Source organism: Pantoea sp. C8B4, from assembly GCF_051336905.1.
In the GTDB taxonomy this organism is placed as follows: Bacteria; Pseudomonadota; Gammaproteobacteria; order Enterobacterales; family Enterobacteriaceae; genus Pantoea; species Pantoea rwandensis_B.
In genome coordinates, this window is record NZ_JBGMNK010000008.1 from 13,424 (window position 1) to 30,550 (window position 17,127).

The window sequence follows — 17,127 nt, forward strand, 5'->3', positions numbered from 1 at the left end:
CCTGCAAAACCATAACGATAAGGAACTGCGACGATGCCTAAAAGTGTGATTATCCCTGCCGGTAGCGGCACCCCGATTGCGCCCTTTGTGCCGGGAACGCTGGCCGATGGCGTGGTTTACGTGTCAGGCACGCTACCGTTCGATGCCAGTAACAATGTGGTCCACGTCGGCGATGCAGCGGCACAAACCCGCCACGTGCTGGAAACCATTAAAAAGGTGATCGAGACCGCCGGTGGCAAGATGAGTGATGTCACTTTCAACTCTATATTCCTCACCGACTGGAGCAACTACGCCGCGATTAACCAGGTTTATGCCGAGTATTTCCCCGGCGACAAGCCAGCACGCTTTTGCATTCAGTGCGGATTGGTTAAACCAGATGCGCTGATTGAAATTGCCAGCGTCGCGCACATCGGTCCCCAGGAGGCGTAATGCACCTTGAGATTCATGGTTTAACCGCTGCCGACGCGCCAACGCTGGTGCTGTCGTCCGGCCTGGGTGGCGTGGCGGGCTTTTGGCAACCCCAGCTGGCGGCGCTCACTCCCCATTATCGGGTGGTGACTTACGATCAGCGCGGTACCGGTCGCAGTGCCGATACGCTGCCTGAAGGCTACAGCATGGCGATGATGGCCGCCGAACTGGCTGAACGACTGGCGCAACATGACATTCACCATTACGACATTATTGGCCACGCGCTGGGTGGCCTGATTGGCCTGCAGCTGGCGCTGGATTATCCCGACCGTGTCGGCCGCATCGTGGTGATTAATGGCTGGCTGTCGCTGGATCCTCATACGCAACGCTGCTTCCAGGTGCGGCAGGATCTCCTGCTCAACGTGGGCGTTGAAGCCTTTGTACGGGCGCAGCCGCTGTTCCTCTATCCGGCCGAGTGGCTGGCGCGCCATCAGGCGCGTATCACGGCTGAAGATGCTCATCACGTGGCTCATTTTCAGGGTATGGAGAATCTGCTACGTCGATTACATGCATTAATGAACTGTGATTTTCGTGCCCATGCGGCGCGGATTCAGCAACCGGTGTTAGCCATCTGTAGCCAGGACGATCTACTGGTGCCGTGGAGCTGCTCGCCACTGCTGGCCCAGGCGTTGCCTGACAGCAGTCTGATTGAGATGCCGTGGGGTGGACATGCAATGAGCGTGACCGATGCCGATAACTTCAACGCACTGCTGCTGCAATGGTTGGCCGAAACCGCTGCACCTGCACAGCGTGCCGCAAGTTGAACAGAGGAGTTGAATCATGAGTGTGCATGAATTGTCGCTGCCGCCCCATGTTGACCGCGATGCTTTTCGCCATGCCATGGCACGATTGGGTGCTGCGGTGAATATCATCACCACCGACGGTCCGGCGGGTCGCGCCGGATTCACCGCATCTGCGGTCTGCAGCGTGACGGATACGCCGCCTACTTTGCTGGTGTGTCTGAATCGTTCGGCATCGGTCTGGCCGACCTTTCGGGATAATGGCCATCTGTGCGTCAACACCCTGGCAGCCGGTCATGAGGATCTTTCTACGCTGTTTGGTGGTAAAACGCCGATGGATCAGCGTTTTGCTGCGGCTAACTGGCACACGCTGACCAGCGGTTCACCGCTGCTGGAGGGCGCCACTGTGTCGTTTGATTGCAAAATTACCCAGGTGGTCAGTGTTGGCACACACGACGTTTTGATGTGTGAAGCGCTGGCGCTGGTACGTAACGATGATTCCCATGGCCTGGCGTGGTTTGACCGTGGATATCATCACCTTTTACGGCAGGACGCCCGCTAACGCCGCCCTGCGCGGCCCGGTTCCACCGATATCCTGGAGAAAACGATGGCGAATTCCTGGTTCCCCCGCTGGCAGAAAAAGTCTGCCATGACCGAAGATGGGCTGATTGCACCGGATGAAACCCTGCCGTTTGGGCAGACATTTGTGCTGGGCCTGCAGCATGCTGTAGCAATGTTTGGCGCGACGGTATTGATGCCGTTGCTGATGGGACTGGACCCCAATCTGGCGATTCTGGTTTCCGGCATCGGCACGCTGCTGTTTTTTGTTGTGACCGGCGGCCGCGTCCCCAGTTATCTCGGATCCAGCGCCGCCTTTGTTGGGGTTATTATCGCGGTGACCGGATTTAACGGCCAGGGATTGAACCCTAATCTGGCCCTGGCACTGGGCGGGGTCATTGCGTGTGGCGCACTCTATACCCTGATTGGCCTGATTGTGATGAAAGTCGGTACGGGTTGGATTGAACGCCTGATGCCGCCCGTCGTCACCGGTGCAGTGGTGATGGCGATTGGCCTTAATCTGGCTCCAATCGCCGTGCACGGTGTTTCTGCATCGATGTTTGACAGCTGGATGGCGGTGATGACGGTGTTATGCATCGGCGTGGTCGCGGTTTTCACTCGCGGTCTGGTTCAGCGCTTACTGATTCTGGTTGGCCTGATTGTCGCCTGGGCGATCTACGCCTTGCTCACCAATGTGTTTGGCCTGGGCAAGCCGGTCGATTTTAGCGGTGTCGCCAATGCGCCCTGGTTTGGTTTACCGCACACCACCGCACCGGTGTTTGATATGCAGGCGATAGTGATGATTGCCCCTGTCGCCATCATTCTGGTGGCTGAAAACCTTGGGCATATTAAAGCCGTTGCCGGTATGACGGGGCGCAATCTTGATCCCTGGATGGGGCGTGCGTTTGTCGGGGATGGCCTCGCCACCATGCTGTCAGGTTCGATGGGAGGTAGCGGCGTGACAACTTACGCAGAGAATATCGGCGTCATGGCGGTCACCAAAGTCTATTCGACACTGGCGTTTGTCGCGGCAGCAGTGATTGCGCTGATACTCGGCTTTTCACCGAAGTTTGGTGCCTTGATCCATACCATTCCCAGCCCGGTGATTGGCGGTGCCTCTATTGTGGTATTCGGCTTGATTGCCGTGGCAGGTGCGCGAATCTGGGTGCAAAACAACGTTGATTTCAGTCAGAACGGCAATTTAATCATGGTGGCCACCACGTTAGTGCTGGGCGCTGGCGATTTCGCTTTGAAGATCGGCAGTTTCACCATTGGGGGAATTGGCACAGCAACCTTCGGTGCCATCATTCTTAACGCGATCCTCAAACGTCGTGGTGCCGCACTGGCAAACCAGGCGGCACGACAGCAACCTTAAGGCTCCAGCGGTGCCTGCTCAGGCACCGCTTTCTTGCGGCGAAGTCGTAACTCGCTGACGATGACCCCACAGACGATCAGCGCACCACCCAACAGGGCGGCGGCCGGTAAACGTTCACCCGCAATACGCCCTACCACCCCAGCCCAGACCGGTTCACCGGCGTAAATCACTGTGGCACGTGTCGGCGACACGCTGCGCTGCGCCCAGTTCATTGTCACCTGAATCAACGCACTGGCCGCACCTAGCCCCAGTGCACTCAACAGCAATGGCGTTGAGATTGTTGGGATCGACTCGCCGTTAGGGATCATAAAGACAAAGGCACAGGCCGATGCGACCATCAGCTGAATCAGCGTCACACGACGCACATCTACCTGACCGGCAAAGCGGCTAATCAGAATGATTTCAGCCGCGATGGCCAGCGTACTGAGCAATGTGGCTATTTCACCGGCGTTTAATGTCAGGCTGCCATCTTGCGGCCCGGCCACCAGCACTAAACCGGTGAACGCCAGCATGATGCCAATCCATGCCATTAATCCAGGTGGGCGGCGCAGAAATATCCATTGCAGCAATGGCACCACCGGCACATACAGCGCCGTTAAAAACGCCGACTGACTGCTGGAAATGGTTTGCATTCCCCAGGTTTGTAAGCCGTAGCCACCTGCAATCGCCAGTCCTATCAACGCACCGGCCTTAACTTCGAGCCATGTCATGTTTTTCAGGTAGCGACGAAAGAAGAAGGCCAGCAACAGCGATGCCGTCGCAAAGCGCAGCCCCACAAAGAAAAACGGACCAGAGTGCGCCATCGCCCGGTGAACCACCAAAAAGGTGCCACCCCAAACCATGGTGATGAAGATAAGGACAAGTTCCTGACGCGTAATACGCAGGCTGAGACGTGAGCTTGAAGCGGACATAACGCACCAAAATAATCGATTGGCGGTCATTTTTGCCTGGTCATGAGGGGAAATGCAATCTTTGTTACCGCCGGGCGAACCCGGCGGAGGGGGAATCAAACACAATCACATTACTTCTTACTGCGACTGCGTCCCCCTTTTTCACCTGCTTCGGAAGCGCGTTGCGGGTCGTTCCTAAAATTACCGCCGCTATTTTTGCCGCCTTTACGTCCGGCTTCCGCGGCTCTCTCGCGATCCTCCGCGAAATTACCTGATCCTCCACGATGTTGTGCCATCATTTCCTCCAGGGATTGAGCATCTGTGGTTAGACCTTTTCATCCAATAGGGTGAAAAGCGAGACGACGGAGTATTCGCGCCGCCTGATGAAAGAATAGTCAACTCTACTAGATATTCAGCTAATATTCACACTTTGAAACACATAATTCACTTATTTATCCATCATAAACCAGATTAATCTCCAGCTTACAAGCGGTTAGCCCGGCAAAAAGCGCAGCGCTGAACTGCCTCATTTATCCTCCCTTCCGGCACCTTACGCAGTCTCTTCTATACTTCTGAATACTCATCACCCTCAGCAGGATAGAAAACCATGGCAAAAGTTTTGGTCAAATAAACTCTATTACAATGCATCTGCATGAAATCGAGTGAGACATCTTGATGAAGTTTTTGACCATCTGTTTTTAATGGGTAATTGGGTGGAAAATGAGTAAGTACGTGTTTATAGGCATAGTGTTGCTGGTGGCTGGCAATGCTAACGCTGCACAGTTGAAGGATAAATACCGGGACAAGAACAACGATCTCATCTGCGTTTATGATAGCCACGGTCACAGTATCACGGTTAATGTAGGGTTCAGTGGGCACTGTAGCTTCAGTGTGTCGGATAATGAACTTTAGAAGGATTTTAATCAGATGGTAAAAGAACAACTGCTGGCGTTGGCAGAGACAGTTGCAGACCATAGGGTTCATGTGGTGAGAGAGATGTTTATTACTCACATCCCGGAAGGCTCAACCGTGTTCGTATGTGGTGAATGGGTGACTTGGTCGAGTGGTAGAATTGAGCGAACCAAATGCCACGTCACCGTGTATGGTGCTGATGGTGAACTTTGTAGAAAAATCATTGAAGGGGGTAAGCTGCTGGTTAAAATTTAGATTTAGAAACTGGTTGGTTTGTGCTTTCCAGTACAGTAACCAAATGCAAGAGCATATTAACCTGGGTACTCTCCTATTCATGGTGGCTGTTGTATTAACGCACCAGATAATTAGATTATGGACTACACAACATGAAAAACATTTGGGCAGGGATTTTAGCTGTTTCAGCATTATTATTCTTTTTACCGTTTGACTGGACAATTATTCTTATTGTCTATTGGGCAGTGGTGATTGTTGCGGCATATATGGATAGGAAAGAAGTTGTTAAGCAAGGTTGGATGGCACCTTCAATACTCGGTGTAATCATCCCCGCCATCTATCTCAGAAGGCGTGCCGTGCTGACTGATAGCCATATGCTACAGGTGGTTGTATGGACTCTTATCATCTTTGCTTCATACTTTTGGGCAGACCACCAGATTAACCAAGACTACTTGGAAAAAGCAGCGTGTGGGACAGTTACTGAGATAATGGAGAATAACAATAACACTGCAAAATGTGTGAAAGTGACTATTACTGAGAAGGTCACAGATAACTTTTCGAAAGGAAGAGCGATACTTGATAATGGCCGTGAATTGAATATTGCTATCAAGACTCAAGATAATGGAAGTTATTATGTAACCATCCCGCCACAATTTTAATAAAATAAAAAGCCCCGCTGGTTATTTCAACCACGGGGTTTTATCGCTTAAATAGTGTTATTCACCAAGCATCTGTTTACCTTTGATTAAAAAATACTCTCTTAATTCTTCAGTGTCGAACAGATGCATGTGTGATCTTCGTGTTACCTCATCAAGATTCCATATGGTCGGGTCTTTAGACATATCCAATAGCATTGAATCAACCTCATCTTTGCTGCTGTAACTATAGGATTGTGTTTGTTCTGGCTGCATTTTTTTGCTCCATCTACTGTTTACATTACAACCAATATTGAGGCTTTCACCTTACCATTACAAGTAAAAAGCACTATCATGTTGTGAATATATCTCTTATATATTATATATTTATCCGAATACGGATAAATTGAAACCCCGAACAGCTTTCACTGAACGGGGTTAACATGGTTAGTTGCTTCGGAGAAGAGATGAAGGGTTCCATCCAGCATTCTGTCCAGCACCCTGCCAGCTTCCCTCTAATCCCTGAGAGCTCATCATTTGTACTTCATGTTGCTGCTGTACAACATCGAGCGCAACTCGCTGCATAGTGCCATCGGGCATGGTCACATTGATCTTGCCGTTGGACACGACTTCAATCTTCAATGGCGCGAAGGTGATAGGCTTAGGAGGTAAAGCTGGTGGACTGGCAATCGCACCTGATAAAGAAGGAAAACCGCCAGCATTGGGCATTGGTGACTTCTTAATCATATCAATCATGTTGTCTGCCCATGTCCAGACACGGTCAACAGGACTGTCTTTCAGAGCGTTACCACCATGTGTGGTTTCAGTGCCATCCTTACCACCCCATCCCCATTTATCATGAGCAAACTTTTCGAACTGCGGGATAAACTTATCAAACAACAGGTCTCCAAGTTCTTTGCCCATCACCACAGCAGCCGCGATTCCGAAAGTGCGTCCAGCCGCTCCCATCATTTCACCTGCTGAGCCTAATCCAGCCATCTTGCCAAGTTTGCCTGCTCCAGCAATCGCAAGTTTACCAGCGATAATCACAAGCAACGTATCTAACCATTCGTTAAAAATTCCAGATAACTTGGTCAAATTCAGTTGGGTGGACTTGTCGAGACCAGAATAGAAATCATCCCAATGTTCTGAAGCGAGACCCGCATAGCCTGTAAGATTCGATGCTGCTGAGTTGGCATTCTCTGCCACGTCAGAAAGTCTGTCTGCAAGGAATCCTACTGACACTGCTACAGGTTTAAGCGTTGAGCCGAGGTTATCCGCTGATTCTGTCAGAGTAGCGAACAGACGCACCATAGGACGTTCCATCGAGTCAAAGAAGTCTCGTTTAGCAAACTGGAGTGATCCCGCAAGTCTGCCCTGTGCAGCGATGATATTATTCTGGGCAAGTTGCTTCTGTTGCTCTGTCGGAGTCATCACCTTGAGACTGTCAGAGACAAACGCGCTGCCTGGCACTGTTTTGTAATATTCCTTGAGCTGGCTGCTGTTCGTGAATCCATGAAGTTTCTGAAGCCCCCGAATCAGTGCAGGACTGGCATTTACGACTTGGAGGAAGTCCTGGCCCATGAGGTGAGCACTTGTCGCAATCTGCTGAAAAGCGTAATTCAAGCGACCTACAGCATCTGGAGACATGCCCGTTGTGTGCGCAAATACGGATTCATTCTCAAAAAGCTGAGAAATCTGGTCGTTGCTGAAAGAGTCTGGCATGGTCATGCGCATCTGCGCTTGTTGCTCTCTGGTTTGGAGAGGGTCAAGGCCATATGCGCGTGAGGTTTGGTCAGCTTTAATCGTCATGCGGTTGTTTTCAGCCTCATCACCATAAGCAACTACGCCCATCGTGTGAGCCTGCTGAAATTTTCCGCCAACGGTTATACTTTCCTGCAAAAAGTTCATTGCTTTGTTTAGGGCGAAGAAGCCAGCCAGAAGCCCTGTAGCGGAGTCTGTGAGACGCGATAACCCACTCCCAGCGTTAGATGCTTCGAGTGCTTGTAGGCGCTGCTGAGAGCGTAGAATGCTTGCCTGACGTTGGCCTTGGGCAAACTCATAATTGAGACTTCGTAGACCATTTCTAAAACCACGAATATCACCAGCAGCGGTGGATTCCATTCTCAAGCGTTCAAGGCGAGAACGGTACTGTGCAGCACGATCAGCATCACGTAAGGTCAAATTTCCGTAAAAACCAGAGGTCAACTGGCGCTGGTGGAGGTCTTCAATCACCTGACGAGGGTTTCTCTGCTGGCGAGGTTGTCCTGGGCGCTGTAATGGCGGTAGAGGTGGGATGGCAGAGCCACGGATACGATAAGCATCACGGATTGAGCGCCCCACTTCCCTTGCTGCGGCCTGCCCTTCTCTCTGGAAACGGGTGAACATACCACTGTCAGCATTATGAATATTGAAACCGCTGGATAATGATCTCTGGATATTGCGCCCTGCCAAGGCTGCGCGTTTCTCGATAGCTCGGAAGGTTGGTTCCATCTTCTGTGAACGGTTTGCTGAAAAGACTTTGTCGAGGCGCTTTTCAATTCTGGTGGCTATAGGCATAACCTGCTTTTCGACACGGTTTAGGCCAGCAAGGACTTTCTCTGAGAATCCAAGTTCAATGACGAACTGATCCACGGTTTGATGGTTGGACATTTATGAGCCTTAAAAATAGAAAAAGCCCACGAAATGTCGTGAGCTTCTAAGAGGGGTCTTGATTGTTATTTGCGTAGCGCACGTTTCACCGAGTCACTGATTAGTTCTTCAAACGAAGGGATTGATGCCAGGGCATCGCGTGCTGCTTTCTTAGTATCAGTCAGTTTCACAGCAGCCTGTTTACGCTTGGTAATCAGGCGTTCAAGATCACGCTGATATTCTGTCTGGCTAAGGGCTTTCGCTTCTGATGCGTCTGCATATGACATCAGATTTGGTACATTCTGAGGGATCAGGAAGACACGAGACGCGCCACCTGTAGTTGTACGCTGTGCTGCGAGCTTGTAACCATCAACGTTGAATGCGCCAGACTCAAGCATATGTTTAAAATGCTGTGCGCCTGCTGAGTAAAGGATCTTAACATCGGGATGTTTACCTTCGAATGCCCAATTATTCTCGATAAGGCTCCGGTAGCGTAATTCGTCGGCTTCAAATTCAGTGACACGATCACAGCATTCAACGTGCTCTGAAGATAGCTTGCGAATTAATGGTGTGTAGTAACGTTCAATTGCCAAGCGCTGTTCAGATGGAAACAATGAGTCAAAATCTTGCTTTTTACCGTCTTTTTCATTTTCTCGCTGGTCACGTTGGGATTGATTGAACGCCTCCGCTTCCTGTTGGAAACGGTCTGCGAGATCATCAACTGTTTCCAACTGATTAATTGGAACTTGTTTTAGCCTGCCTGTTATGTCGTCCCACTCTGAGCGATACACGCCAGTAGAGGATACAGGGGTTGGATTAAGCTGTGCGATTAATGCCTTCCCATTAGCTTCTCTCTCACGAGCTTTGAGCTGGTCTGATTTTTGAGGTGTGCCAAGTTCATCAGCAGTGTCAGATGTACGGTATGTTTGTTGCTGTTCTTCGTCGGGAAGGATGTCAAAGGTGTTCATTTGCAGGGACTCTTATTGTAAAGGTGATTGTGAAGCGGGTAGATAATTCACGGGCATGTCACGATATTTGTCGATGATATTGTTAAGGGATGTTCTTGCCTTGGTGTAGGTTTCTCTTGCTGCTTCTTCCGCAAGATGAATGTCTAAACCCATCATCAAAAATGCATCGGTAAAATTTGAGATGTGCTCGTTGGCTCTGCTGTAAAACTGTATGAGGTCGTGTGCAGATAGGTTTTCCATATCGAGAATGAAACCTTCAGAAAGATCACTCTCATTACGCCATTGGATAATGTTCATTATCGTGTCCCTCGTTCTGCATTCGCGGCTCTTTCAGCAGCAGTGTTAATTTCCATCTGAAATTCAGGGCTGTTCATTTCTTTCAGCAATGCCTCATGTCGTTCTTGCGCAGTTGGCTTTTTGGTCGGTTGGAAATATTCAGCGGGAATGGTTTCTTTCGAGGGGTTTTTGATTTCTTTGAGTATTAGAGGGTTAACACTTTCAGAGAGGTATTTCCTACGTGCTTTTACCCTTAAACCTTGTTCATCAATTTGATTGTTCATTTGGTCACCTCTTGCTGGTGGAGTGATTCAATATGCCATATAGCAAGAACGCCAAAGGTTAAGACGAGTGTGGATAGCATTTGCAGGGATTCCATGTTTAGTTGAAAAAGTGCCTGCCCTAATCACAGTAGGAACAGGCTATTTATATCAATGAGATATGAATTCAGGATTGACACGAGATAGTACGCATCGCAAAGACCACCAACACACACCTGTGAATCCCTGCAAGGAAACAGGGGGAGTGGTTTTGCACCTGAGTCTGGAGACGCTGGAGAGGGGCGCTGAGACTTTCAGGATTTGAGGCCGACCGAACAAGAAGGCTTTGCGGATACGAACTGGAGAATAGGCGGTGGCACAGAACACCGCGCTATGGCTCTCTTAATAGAGTTTGGAGGAGATTTGTGATCTACAAGTACATGTTACAGGAATGTTAACAAAAGGTCAAGTTTTATTTGTTGACAGTTGGATTTATTTGTGATTTTTAATTTTTTTTTAACGCGAGTGGTCTCAATTGCTGGTGGTCATCGGGGTTGGTGGGAAATATCTTTGAAGTGGCTATACAGGTGCTAAGGGCTGTGGAGAATGAGAACGCTTTTCTGGCAAAATTTCAAAATATGATGGACTTTCCTGTCCAGATAGGGAAATAAGGCCGGTGGTCAGACTCTGTTTATAGTGCAATCAAACTCCAACCACATATAGCCACCTTATAAGAACATTCATACGAGTTCTTTCTTGATGCGGAAAAATGTCGCCCTGCTAACACCTGCAAGTTTACAGATTTCCTGACTTGTGTAGCTGCCTTTGGCAAGGTATCCAGCAACCGTCTTGCGAAGTTCTTCATCTTTAGGACGACCTTTAAAGACACCGCCCTTCTCTTTGGCGATTTCAATACCTTCCTGTTGACGCTGTCTGATGAATGAACGTTCCAACTCACCTACTGCACCGAGCATGGTCACATAGAACTTGCTGGTGGGTGTGTCATCAAAAGTCATATTGTTGTCAATGAATATAACTTTGATGCCCTGTGAAGTAAGGTGATCGAGGATTTCGAGTAAATCACGTGTATTACGAGCTAACCTGTCCACGCTTTTTATCTTGACCGTGTCACCAGAGCGCACCTTCTGGAACAATGCCTGTAACTGTGGACGATCAGCATTTTTACCACTGCATTTGTCGATAAGAATTTCATCCACCAGACCTTTCAGAGCCTCAATCTGGCGTGACTCATTCTGATCCTTACTGCTTACCCTTACATATCCGAACGTTTTCATGTTTAGTCTCACGGAGTCTCAATTAAGTGACTTTGATAATACAGTATCATATAAGTTAAAACAATTCATTTATGAGACTAAAAAGGAGGATATTTCAGAGGTCTCGATGCTGTCTACTCAAATGAGACTCAAGTGTGAACAGTGTTCAGCAGACTTTGACCAGTACAGATTTACGGAAAAGTGACCCACTTTGAGTTACTGGATAGAGGTTATCTATATGTATGAAAGGAGGTTTTTTAGGTAACTGATCAGATACTGCTGAACCTACTTAGAGGGGCTTTTCAGGTATCACGCTGCTGATGCTTTACGCTGGGCTAAGATATGGTCTTGCCCTGATGCCACTGATGAAAAGAACATCGGCTGAGTTGGTGCTGGTGGTGTAGCAGAAGTCACATTATTGGATGTTGTAACTGCTGATGCTGGATCTGCTTGGTCAGTCAAACCTTTTAGTTGCTTGTTAACCTTGGATTGGTCGTGTCTGCGTTGTGCATTTCGGTCAGCGTTGAATTTACCCATCACTGCGAGTTGGTCTTTTAGCTGAACATCATCAGGTGTGAGGGAGAACAACTTCAGCAGTAGAGGATCACGGTAGAACACAGCAGCCTGGAAAAGGTCAATGTCAGCTGGATTGATGCAGGTGCGTAGTAAAGCTGGTGCAGTGGCTGAGTTATCGGCAGGTTGAATATTGTTTTTTTCGGACATTATGCAATTTTTCCAAATGAGGGGGATAGCTGGGTAGCCCTACGGTGATGACTATTAACATCTCCACAGGGAAAAGCCAGATTTATGACAATAAAATCAATAATTTATCTTATATCCAGCAGTTTTAGGCACAGGACGGTAAACATTGCTGTTGGCGCAATATCAAATAAGAAGTGTTGGACAAAATGTGGTGACATTAGATTAAACCCTGTTTACGGCTGAGGCACAAAATACGGTTAACGTTACTTTGTGAGGTGTGGAGGGCTGAGGCGATCTGCTTATGTTTCAGACCCTGAGAACGGAGTGCGATTACCTTTTCAGGAATGTCTTTCTGAGGACTTGTCACTGGTAAGCCAGCCATTTTACGTACAAGGATTGATTCGTGGATGTTCAGTCCAGACTGTTTGGCTGCTGCTGATGCTGTCTGTCCAGACTGGATAAGAGCCAGAAAACTGATCACCTCTGGCGTCGGTGAAAGTGAAAGGTTGTACATTTCTGAGAATGCCTTGTTTTAGAAGAATGAATATGTAGATGATGTGCGGATCACTTTTCGTAGTTTGATATCGTATGTGCAGCCTGGTTTAGCATTCCAGAACTTAGCGATCTGGCGCTGTTGTTCGGAGTCTGGTGCATCAAGGAATTTGTAGATTTCGGCTACCTCTGCATGTGTTGGATTAATTACAGGGTGAAATTTCCCTTCTGTATCACGCCATGCTTTTGGGCTTTGGTTTTGTGAGCGTTTCTCGGTATTTCTGAGCATTGTTAGTGCCTCGTTGTGTTTATGGACGATTGCGAGTGATAGTGCTTCTTCTGCAATTTCGTCATAGTGTTCAATGGATTTAGCAAGCACTGATGTGTGCTGTGCTCTAAGGTGCGGGTATAGAGAGATCTGGCGTTTCAGTTCTCTGATCAGTAGCTGGCGCTTGGTCACACGTTCATTTTCAGGGACTTCGACTGGAAGTTTTGGTTTCAGCCCATGCTTGATAAGTAATGTGGAGAAGTCCTGTTCAGAGAGTTTGGCAATGTGGCTGAATGAATATTTGCAGCCTCGACGCTGTAAAGAGAGAAACTGATCAAGGCGTTTCGGTTTACGTAAACCAGAGATTTTCAGTAATTCTCTGCCGTGATATTTGATCAGCTTCTTCCATGCTTCGTCAGGTGTGTTTACGAAGAATGATGAGTTATGCCAATCGCGGTCTGAAACACGATGCCCAATATTCAGCAGGGAGACTGAGCCTTGTTGCTGGTTGAGCTGGGCAGGCCATAGACCGAGATTAGCTGGTGAGATGCTTCCACGGTCTTTTGCTGAGACATAATGTGAAATGTGAACAGCCGATGAGTATTGCCAGCAGAGGTGTTTGGAAGAGTTGACCAGTTCTGAAAGAGCCTGAAGATCGACACCTTGAAGAATTGCGATTGTACCCGAGCGAATAGCGTTTCTGAGGATGAATTGGACAAGGGGTGTGTGTCGTAGGTACTGATGAGTGTCTGTCTGTTGCTTCTGGCGCTTTGCTTTCATCTTGCATGATTCAGAGCAATGTATAGCGCGACTTGTAAAGAGAGTACCGCAGACAGGACACTTTTTATGATGAAGTGTCATTCATGTCATTTTCCTGAATTTCAAAAGTTTTTTTATTGGTCTTACTTTAAGTATGCCAGAGTTTACAAAATTGTCAATATAATTGTTGACAACAATATTTATTAATGGTAAGAGCGAGTGATTTCAGCAGAGTGATTGACAGAATCTCGGCAGCAGAAATTATGATGTTTTTACGCGAAAAGTGACCCACTTTAAAGGGTGAGAATCCTTCGCAGACCTTGGTGCATAAGGGTTTGTCGCGTAGTGGTCAGGTTCTTTACTGAACCTACTATATGGTGCTTTTTAAGAGTTTGGGAGAGATGCGAATGGTTAGCTTAGTTCGGAATGGTAACTCATCGACGGGTGTGCACATGCTTCAGAAGTACGGTGAAGGTTAGAGGACAAGATGCTCACCTGACACGTTGAAACGAGCAACATCGGTTGAGGTTAAACCAGAGTATCGTCACCTATTCGCTGGGGAGAATGAGATATATCACTCGGTGCTTTTCAATGACATAGAAACGGGCAAGCGAGAACTGTTGAAATTTGTCTTTGAGGTATGTGGTGTACGTTGTACGGTTTGACCAGTTTTGGGAAGGGTAATGTTTACTCTGCAACTTGCTTCGCTGTATAAGTTGCTGGGTCGCAATCCAGATTGCTCCGTCTGTACAGAAATCTGTAAAGAATACTGTTAAGAGGGGAACTCTTAAGGTGAAACCCCATTGAATGATCTTCACATGGTGTCAAGAAAACGTCAATTTTTATCAGTATTTTTCATTATCACTCAAAATAAATCAGCAACTCTAATATTGAAAGGTGGTAACTAATGGGACATCTGAGCAGTTACAGCAAAGCAGAACTACGTTTACAGAATGGTTGTGGAAAAGTGATCGGGGGTATTACCACGGCAAGGTGTGGCGACTATCAACCAGATAGGGAAATGTGGATGTGTGATGGTTGTCATAAGCGCTGGGTAGAAGCTGTCAAAGAGATGCACGAGAAAGAGCAGCAGAAATGATTATTGCGGGGGTATGCTCCCCGCTTTCAACTCACCACCATTCTTACAGGGTAACTTTGTATGCGCCTTAAAGCGTTTTAATCATCCTTGTTTGGATAGTCTGATTCTACTTCAGGCCATTCAGACATATCAGGGAAACTGTCAACTTCTTGTGGTTTGGCGGCATTCACTGTTATCCCACCAGACACACCAGCAAGCATATTCCACTCAGCGATACGTTCATCATCGGTGGCAATCTGGAACTGCCATGTTGCGTCATACTCTTTCAGATATTCGAAATTGCAGATTACGCTGCCGTTATATAGATGAATGTCACAGGTTTGGCGGGATCCATAGATGGTTATCTTCCTGACAAGCTTCAAAATGACTGACTGCGCTTGCGCACGGTCAGCTTTCGAATTCAGGAGATCCAGATTACCGAGGTTGTTAGAATTCAGCACATCGGCTTTCAGATATTCGGATTTGATGTCCTTTTCAATCTGATTGAGTTCCTTCTTCACTCTCCCCATCTGTTTCAACACATCTGGCGGTACACCAACAGCAGCCAGCGATACGATGGTTTGAGTCAGGTTGGTAATCACCTTCTCTTTCTCTGCCTTCAACGTTTCGAGCCTGCTCAGCGTGACATGATCCGTTGTGTTGCCAGAAATTGTTTTAAGATAGGCGAACAAACCTCTGCACAGATTGATATCAAACGCCTTTCGGGAAGCTGTGCGACATTCTGTACCCTGAATTGCGTCTGAGCGTCTACCTGCGCCACGGGAACGAACAGGTGAAGGACTTGCATTAGGGTCTCTCTGTCTACGCTCAACAAAGCTATTACAGCGGTAAACGCCATAGTAAAGAGGTGCACGCATCGCTGATGGTGTCATTGTCAGACCACAGTCACCACACGTCAGTAGAGTGCGGAAGATGTTAAGGTAAATTGGGCTGTCAGTTGTTGAACATTTACCCCGAGGTTTACCTTGTGACATGTCCTGGACAGTGCGAAAGGTCAGCATATCAATTATTGCAGGATAATAATCTTTGATTGCTGGTCTGGATGGAGTCTCTGGCTTAGTTCCAATCACCGTCTCCGATTGAAGCAGGTATTTCACGCTCTCTCTTGACCAATCTCCAGCATACGCATCTTTGCCTTCAGCCTGTAATTGGAGAATCTTCTTCCTACGGTCAGAACGGATCATCCTGTGGTTGATGGTTGGTGTCCGTGCTTCATTCAGTCGGATGGCGATGCGGTAGAAACTATCACCCTGCATTCGGTAGTTAAAAATCATCCTGACGATTTCAGCTTTCGCTTCATCAACGATAAACACGCCGTCAGCCAATCTGAGCCAGCCAGGTGTCACGAACTTCATCGGTTTGCCGTCCAATTGGTGGAGTTGATACTTCCCTTCCGCCACAGCAAGACCACGCTCCGATTTCTTTAATGATTCTTCGAAAGCCACGAAGGATTTCATCAGCACCATCATCAGGTGTGACATGTTGCGGCTGAGTGATGTTGAATCGTACTCTGCGCCATCCTGTAATGTAACGATGGTGATCCCTGCATCAACTATCTCGCCAATATCGGCAAAAGCTCTGAAAGGTTCTGCCCGACTCAATCGGTCAAACGCCTCAACACAAAGTTTGCTGCCACGAGGAATTTTACCATTACGAATATCATCGAATAATCGTTTGAGTTCGCCTGTGGAACGGTTTAAGGATTGCTCTATCCATTCACCATCAGCCACCTGGACAGGCTTCTTTTTAAAACCTGACATACCTTTGTCGATATAGATAAATTGTGGCTGTGCGTGGTCGTCAGGATGACTGGCGAGGTATTGTGCCACCATATCACGCTGCCTACGTAGACTGTCACCACTGGACTGTTCAGTGCTCGACCACCTCATGTATTGCACGATCATTGCCATAAAATTCGCTACCTCTCTGCGTCTACTATACTCGTGAAACGGTCAAAACTGAAAGAGACAGAATGATGCGAAATGTACGTATACTTGTGCTTTATTACTCAATGTATGGACATATCGAAACCATGGCGCAAGCCGTGGCTGAAGGCGCAAAGAGTGTGAGCGGTGCGGAAGTCACCATTCTTCGTGTACCGGAAAGCATGGATGCGGAGAGATTTGCGCAGGTGGGCGGCAAGGTGAATCAGCCAGCGGCTGAAGCAAAACCTGAAGATTTAACCCAATACGACGCCATCATCGTAGGTACGCCAACCCGCTTTGGCAACATGGCCGGTCAGATGCGTAATTTCTGGGATCGCACTGGTGGATTGTGGGCCTCTGGCGCGCTGTACGGCAAACTCGCCAGTGTGTTCGCCTCGACTGGCACCGGTGGCGGTCAGGAACAAACGATTACCTCGGTATGGACCACTCTTGCCCATCACGGCATGGTCATCGTGCCCATTGGTTATGGCACCAAAGAACTTTTCGATATTTCTCAGGTTCGGGGCGGCACGCCATATGGCGCCACCACGATTGCTGGCGGTGATGGCTCACGCCAACCGTCTGCGGAGGAACTGGGAATTGCCCGCTATCAGGGCCAATACGTCGCCGGACTGGCGGTAAAACTGCAAGGATAAATCCA

At 48.2% G+C, this 17,127-nt stretch carries 18 protein-coding genes; 7 read left to right on the forward strand and 11 right to left on the reverse strand.

Annotation, left to right across the window (positions count from 1 at the left end; translation table 11 throughout):
- The first annotated feature begins 33 nt into the window (after positions 1-33).
- Genes rutC through rutG form a run of 4 tightly spaced genes read left to right on the forward strand, consistent with a single transcriptional unit; the run spans position 34 to position 3,141 of the window.
- On the forward strand, positions 34-429 hold the full coding sequence (rutC, locus tag ACCW76_RS11635; protein ID WP_038647719.1) for a pyrimidine utilization protein C: 396 nt from the start codon (positions 34-36) through the stop codon (positions 427-429).
- The gene (gene rutD / locus ACCW76_RS11640) at positions 429-1,232 is read left to right on the forward strand and encodes a pyrimidine utilization protein D (RefSeq protein WP_038647721.1); all 804 of its coding nucleotides are present in this window, start codon (positions 429-431) and stop codon (positions 1,230-1,232) included. Before rutC ends, rutD begins: the two co-directional genes overlap by 1 nt.
- A gap of 16 nt (positions 1,233-1,248) precedes the next feature.
- Positions 1,249-1,770, forward strand: coding sequence for an NADH-dependent FMN reductase RutF (rutF, locus tag ACCW76_RS11645; protein ID WP_436338597.1), 522 nt, complete (start codon positions 1,249-1,251; stop codon positions 1,768-1,770).
- 45 nt (positions 1,771-1,815) lie between these two features.
- Positions 1,816-3,141, forward strand: a complete 1,326-nt coding sequence (gene rutG / locus ACCW76_RS11650) for a pyrimidine utilization transport protein G (protein ID WP_436338598.1) — start codon at positions 1,816-1,818, stop codon at positions 3,139-3,141.
- Here the strand turns inward: rutG and ACCW76_RS11655 are convergent.
- Positions 3,138-4,052, reverse strand: a complete 915-nt coding sequence (locus ACCW76_RS11655) for a DMT family transporter (RefSeq protein ID WP_436338599.1) — start codon at positions 4,050-4,052, stop codon at positions 3,138-3,140. The two genes, rutG and ACCW76_RS11655, sit on opposite strands and share 4 nt — an antisense overlap.
- A 110-nt stretch (positions 4,053-4,162) precedes the next feature.
- Positions 4,163-4,327, reverse strand: coding sequence for a general stress protein (locus tag ACCW76_RS11660; protein WP_071845623.1), 165 nt, complete (start codon positions 4,325-4,327; stop codon positions 4,163-4,165).
- 631 nt (positions 4,328-4,958) lie between these two features.
- Between ACCW76_RS11660 and ACCW76_RS11665 the strand changes: the two genes are divergently transcribed.
- Positions 4,959-5,198 (forward strand): hypothetical protein, encoded by a 240-nt coding sequence (locus ACCW76_RS11665; protein ID WP_436338600.1) that lies wholly within the window; start codon positions 4,959-4,961, stop codon positions 5,196-5,198.
- Between the two features lie 131 nt (positions 5,199-5,329).
- Positions 5,330-5,836 (forward strand): hypothetical protein, encoded by a 507-nt coding sequence (locus ACCW76_RS11670; RefSeq protein ID WP_436338601.1) that lies wholly within the window; start codon positions 5,330-5,332, stop codon positions 5,834-5,836.
- A 57-nt stretch (positions 5,837-5,893) separates the two neighbouring features.
- Here ACCW76_RS11670 and ACCW76_RS11675 read toward each other — a convergent pair whose 3' ends face one another.
- The 9 genes from ACCW76_RS11675 to ACCW76_RS11715 form a co-directional block, all read right to left on the reverse strand.
- A complete protein-coding gene (locus ACCW76_RS11675; protein ID WP_058959643.1) occupies positions 5,894-6,088 on the reverse strand; it encodes a hypothetical protein in 195 nt (64 codons plus the stop codon).
- Positions 6,089-6,259: 171 nt separating this feature from the next.
- Positions 6,260-8,464 carry a hypothetical protein gene (locus tag ACCW76_RS11680; protein ID WP_436338602.1) on the reverse strand — a complete coding sequence of 735 codons (2,205 nt, stop codon included), beginning with the start codon at positions 8,462-8,464 and terminating at the stop codon, positions 6,260-6,262.
- A 65-nt stretch (positions 8,465-8,529) separates the two neighbouring features.
- Positions 8,530-9,411 (reverse strand): hypothetical protein, encoded by an 882-nt coding sequence (locus ACCW76_RS11685; RefSeq protein ID WP_436338603.1) that lies wholly within the window; start codon positions 9,409-9,411, stop codon positions 8,530-8,532.
- Positions 9,412-9,423: 12 nt separating this feature from the next.
- Positions 9,424-9,708 (reverse strand): hypothetical protein, encoded by a 285-nt coding sequence (locus tag ACCW76_RS11690; RefSeq protein WP_058959646.1) that lies wholly within the window; start codon positions 9,706-9,708, stop codon positions 9,424-9,426.
- On the reverse strand, positions 9,708-9,971 hold the full coding sequence (locus ACCW76_RS11695) for a hypothetical protein (protein ID WP_058959647.1): 264 nt from the start codon (positions 9,969-9,971) through the stop codon (positions 9,708-9,710). Before ACCW76_RS11695 ends, ACCW76_RS11690 begins: the two co-directional genes overlap by 1 nt.
- A 716-nt stretch (positions 9,972-10,687) precedes the next feature.
- Complete coding sequence (locus tag ACCW76_RS11700; protein ID WP_058959649.1) at positions 10,688-11,242, reverse strand: recombinase family protein; 555 nt, start codon at positions 11,240-11,242, stop codon at positions 10,688-10,690.
- Positions 11,243-11,530: 288 nt separating this feature from the next.
- Entirely contained in the window at positions 11,531-11,944 is a 414-nt protein-coding gene (locus tag ACCW76_RS11705) for a hypothetical protein (RefSeq protein WP_436338604.1), read from the reverse strand.
- 511 nt (positions 11,945-12,455) lie between these two features.
- Positions 12,456-13,544, reverse strand: a complete 1,089-nt coding sequence (locus ACCW76_RS11710) for a hypothetical protein (protein ID WP_436338605.1) — start codon at positions 13,542-13,544, stop codon at positions 12,456-12,458.
- Between the two features lie 1,074 nt (positions 13,545-14,618).
- Positions 14,619-16,451, reverse strand: a complete 1,833-nt coding sequence (locus ACCW76_RS11715) for a recombinase family protein (RefSeq protein WP_436338606.1) — start codon at positions 16,449-16,451, stop codon at positions 14,619-14,621.
- A 65-nt stretch (positions 16,452-16,516) separates the two neighbouring features.
- On the opposite strand from ACCW76_RS11715, the gene wrbA reads away from it, so the two are divergent.
- Entirely contained in the window at positions 16,517-17,122 is a 606-nt protein-coding gene (gene wrbA / locus ACCW76_RS11720) for an NAD(P)H:quinone oxidoreductase (protein ID WP_058959676.1), read from the forward strand.
- Positions 17,123-17,127: the final 5 nt, after the last annotated feature.

Bases quoted from the DNA above. Each gene is read 5' to 3' on its own strand.
- rutC (WP_038647719.1), top strand. From the start codon at position 34: ATGCCTAAAAGTGTGATTATCCCTGCCGGTAGCGGCACCCCGATTGCG.
- ACCW76_RS11660 (WP_071845623.1), bottom strand. From the start codon at position 4,327: ATGGCACAACATCGTGGAGGATCAGGTAATTTCGCGGAGGATCGCGAG.
- ACCW76_RS11705 (WP_436338604.1), bottom strand. From the start codon at position 11,944: ATGTCCGAAAAAAACAATATTCAACCTGCCGATAACTCAGCCACTGCA.
- ACCW76_RS11675 (WP_058959643.1), bottom strand. From the start codon at position 6,088: ATGCAGCCAGAACAAACACAATCCTATAGTTACAGCAGCAAAGATGAG.
- ACCW76_RS11695 (WP_058959647.1), bottom strand. From the start codon at position 9,971: ATGAACAATCAAATTGATGAACAAGGTTTAAGGGTAAAAGCACGTAGG.
- ACCW76_RS11670 (WP_436338601.1), top strand. From the start codon at position 5,330: ATGAAAAACATTTGGGCAGGGATTTTAGCTGTTTCAGCATTATTATTC.
- ACCW76_RS11685 (WP_436338603.1), bottom strand. From the start codon at position 9,411: ATGAACACCTTTGACATCCTTCCCGACGAAGAACAGCAACAAACATAC.
- wrbA (WP_058959676.1), top strand. From the start codon at position 16,517: ATGCGAAATGTACGTATACTTGTGCTTTATTACTCAATGTATGGACAT.
- rutG (WP_436338598.1), top strand. From the start codon at position 1,816: ATGGCGAATTCCTGGTTCCCCCGCTGGCAGAAAAAGTCTGCCATGACC.
- ACCW76_RS11665 (WP_436338600.1), top strand. From the start codon at position 4,959: ATGGTAAAAGAACAACTGCTGGCGTTGGCAGAGACAGTTGCAGACCAT.
- ACCW76_RS11700 (WP_058959649.1), bottom strand. From the start codon at position 11,242: ATGAAAACGTTCGGATATGTAAGGGTAAGCAGTAAGGATCAGAATGAG.
- ACCW76_RS11715 (WP_436338606.1), bottom strand. From the start codon at position 16,451: ATGGCAATGATCGTGCAATACATGAGGTGGTCGAGCACTGAACAGTCC.
- ACCW76_RS11655 (WP_436338599.1), bottom strand. From the start codon at position 4,052: ATGTCCGCTTCAAGCTCACGTCTCAGCCTGCGTATTACGCGTCAGGAA.
- ACCW76_RS11680 (WP_436338602.1), bottom strand. From the start codon at position 8,464: ATGTCCAACCATCAAACCGTGGATCAGTTCGTCATTGAACTTGGATTC.
- rutD (WP_038647721.1), top strand. From the start codon at position 429: ATGCACCTTGAGATTCATGGTTTAACCGCTGCCGACGCGCCAACGCTG.
- ACCW76_RS11690 (WP_058959646.1), bottom strand. From the start codon at position 9,708: ATGAACATTATCCAATGGCGTAATGAGAGTGATCTTTCTGAAGGTTTC.
- rutF (WP_436338597.1), top strand. From the start codon at position 1,249: ATGAGTGTGCATGAATTGTCGCTGCCGCCCCATGTTGACCGCGATGCT.
- ACCW76_RS11710 (WP_436338605.1), bottom strand. From the start codon at position 13,544: ATGACACTTCATCATAAAAAGTGTCCTGTCTGCGGTACTCTCTTTACA.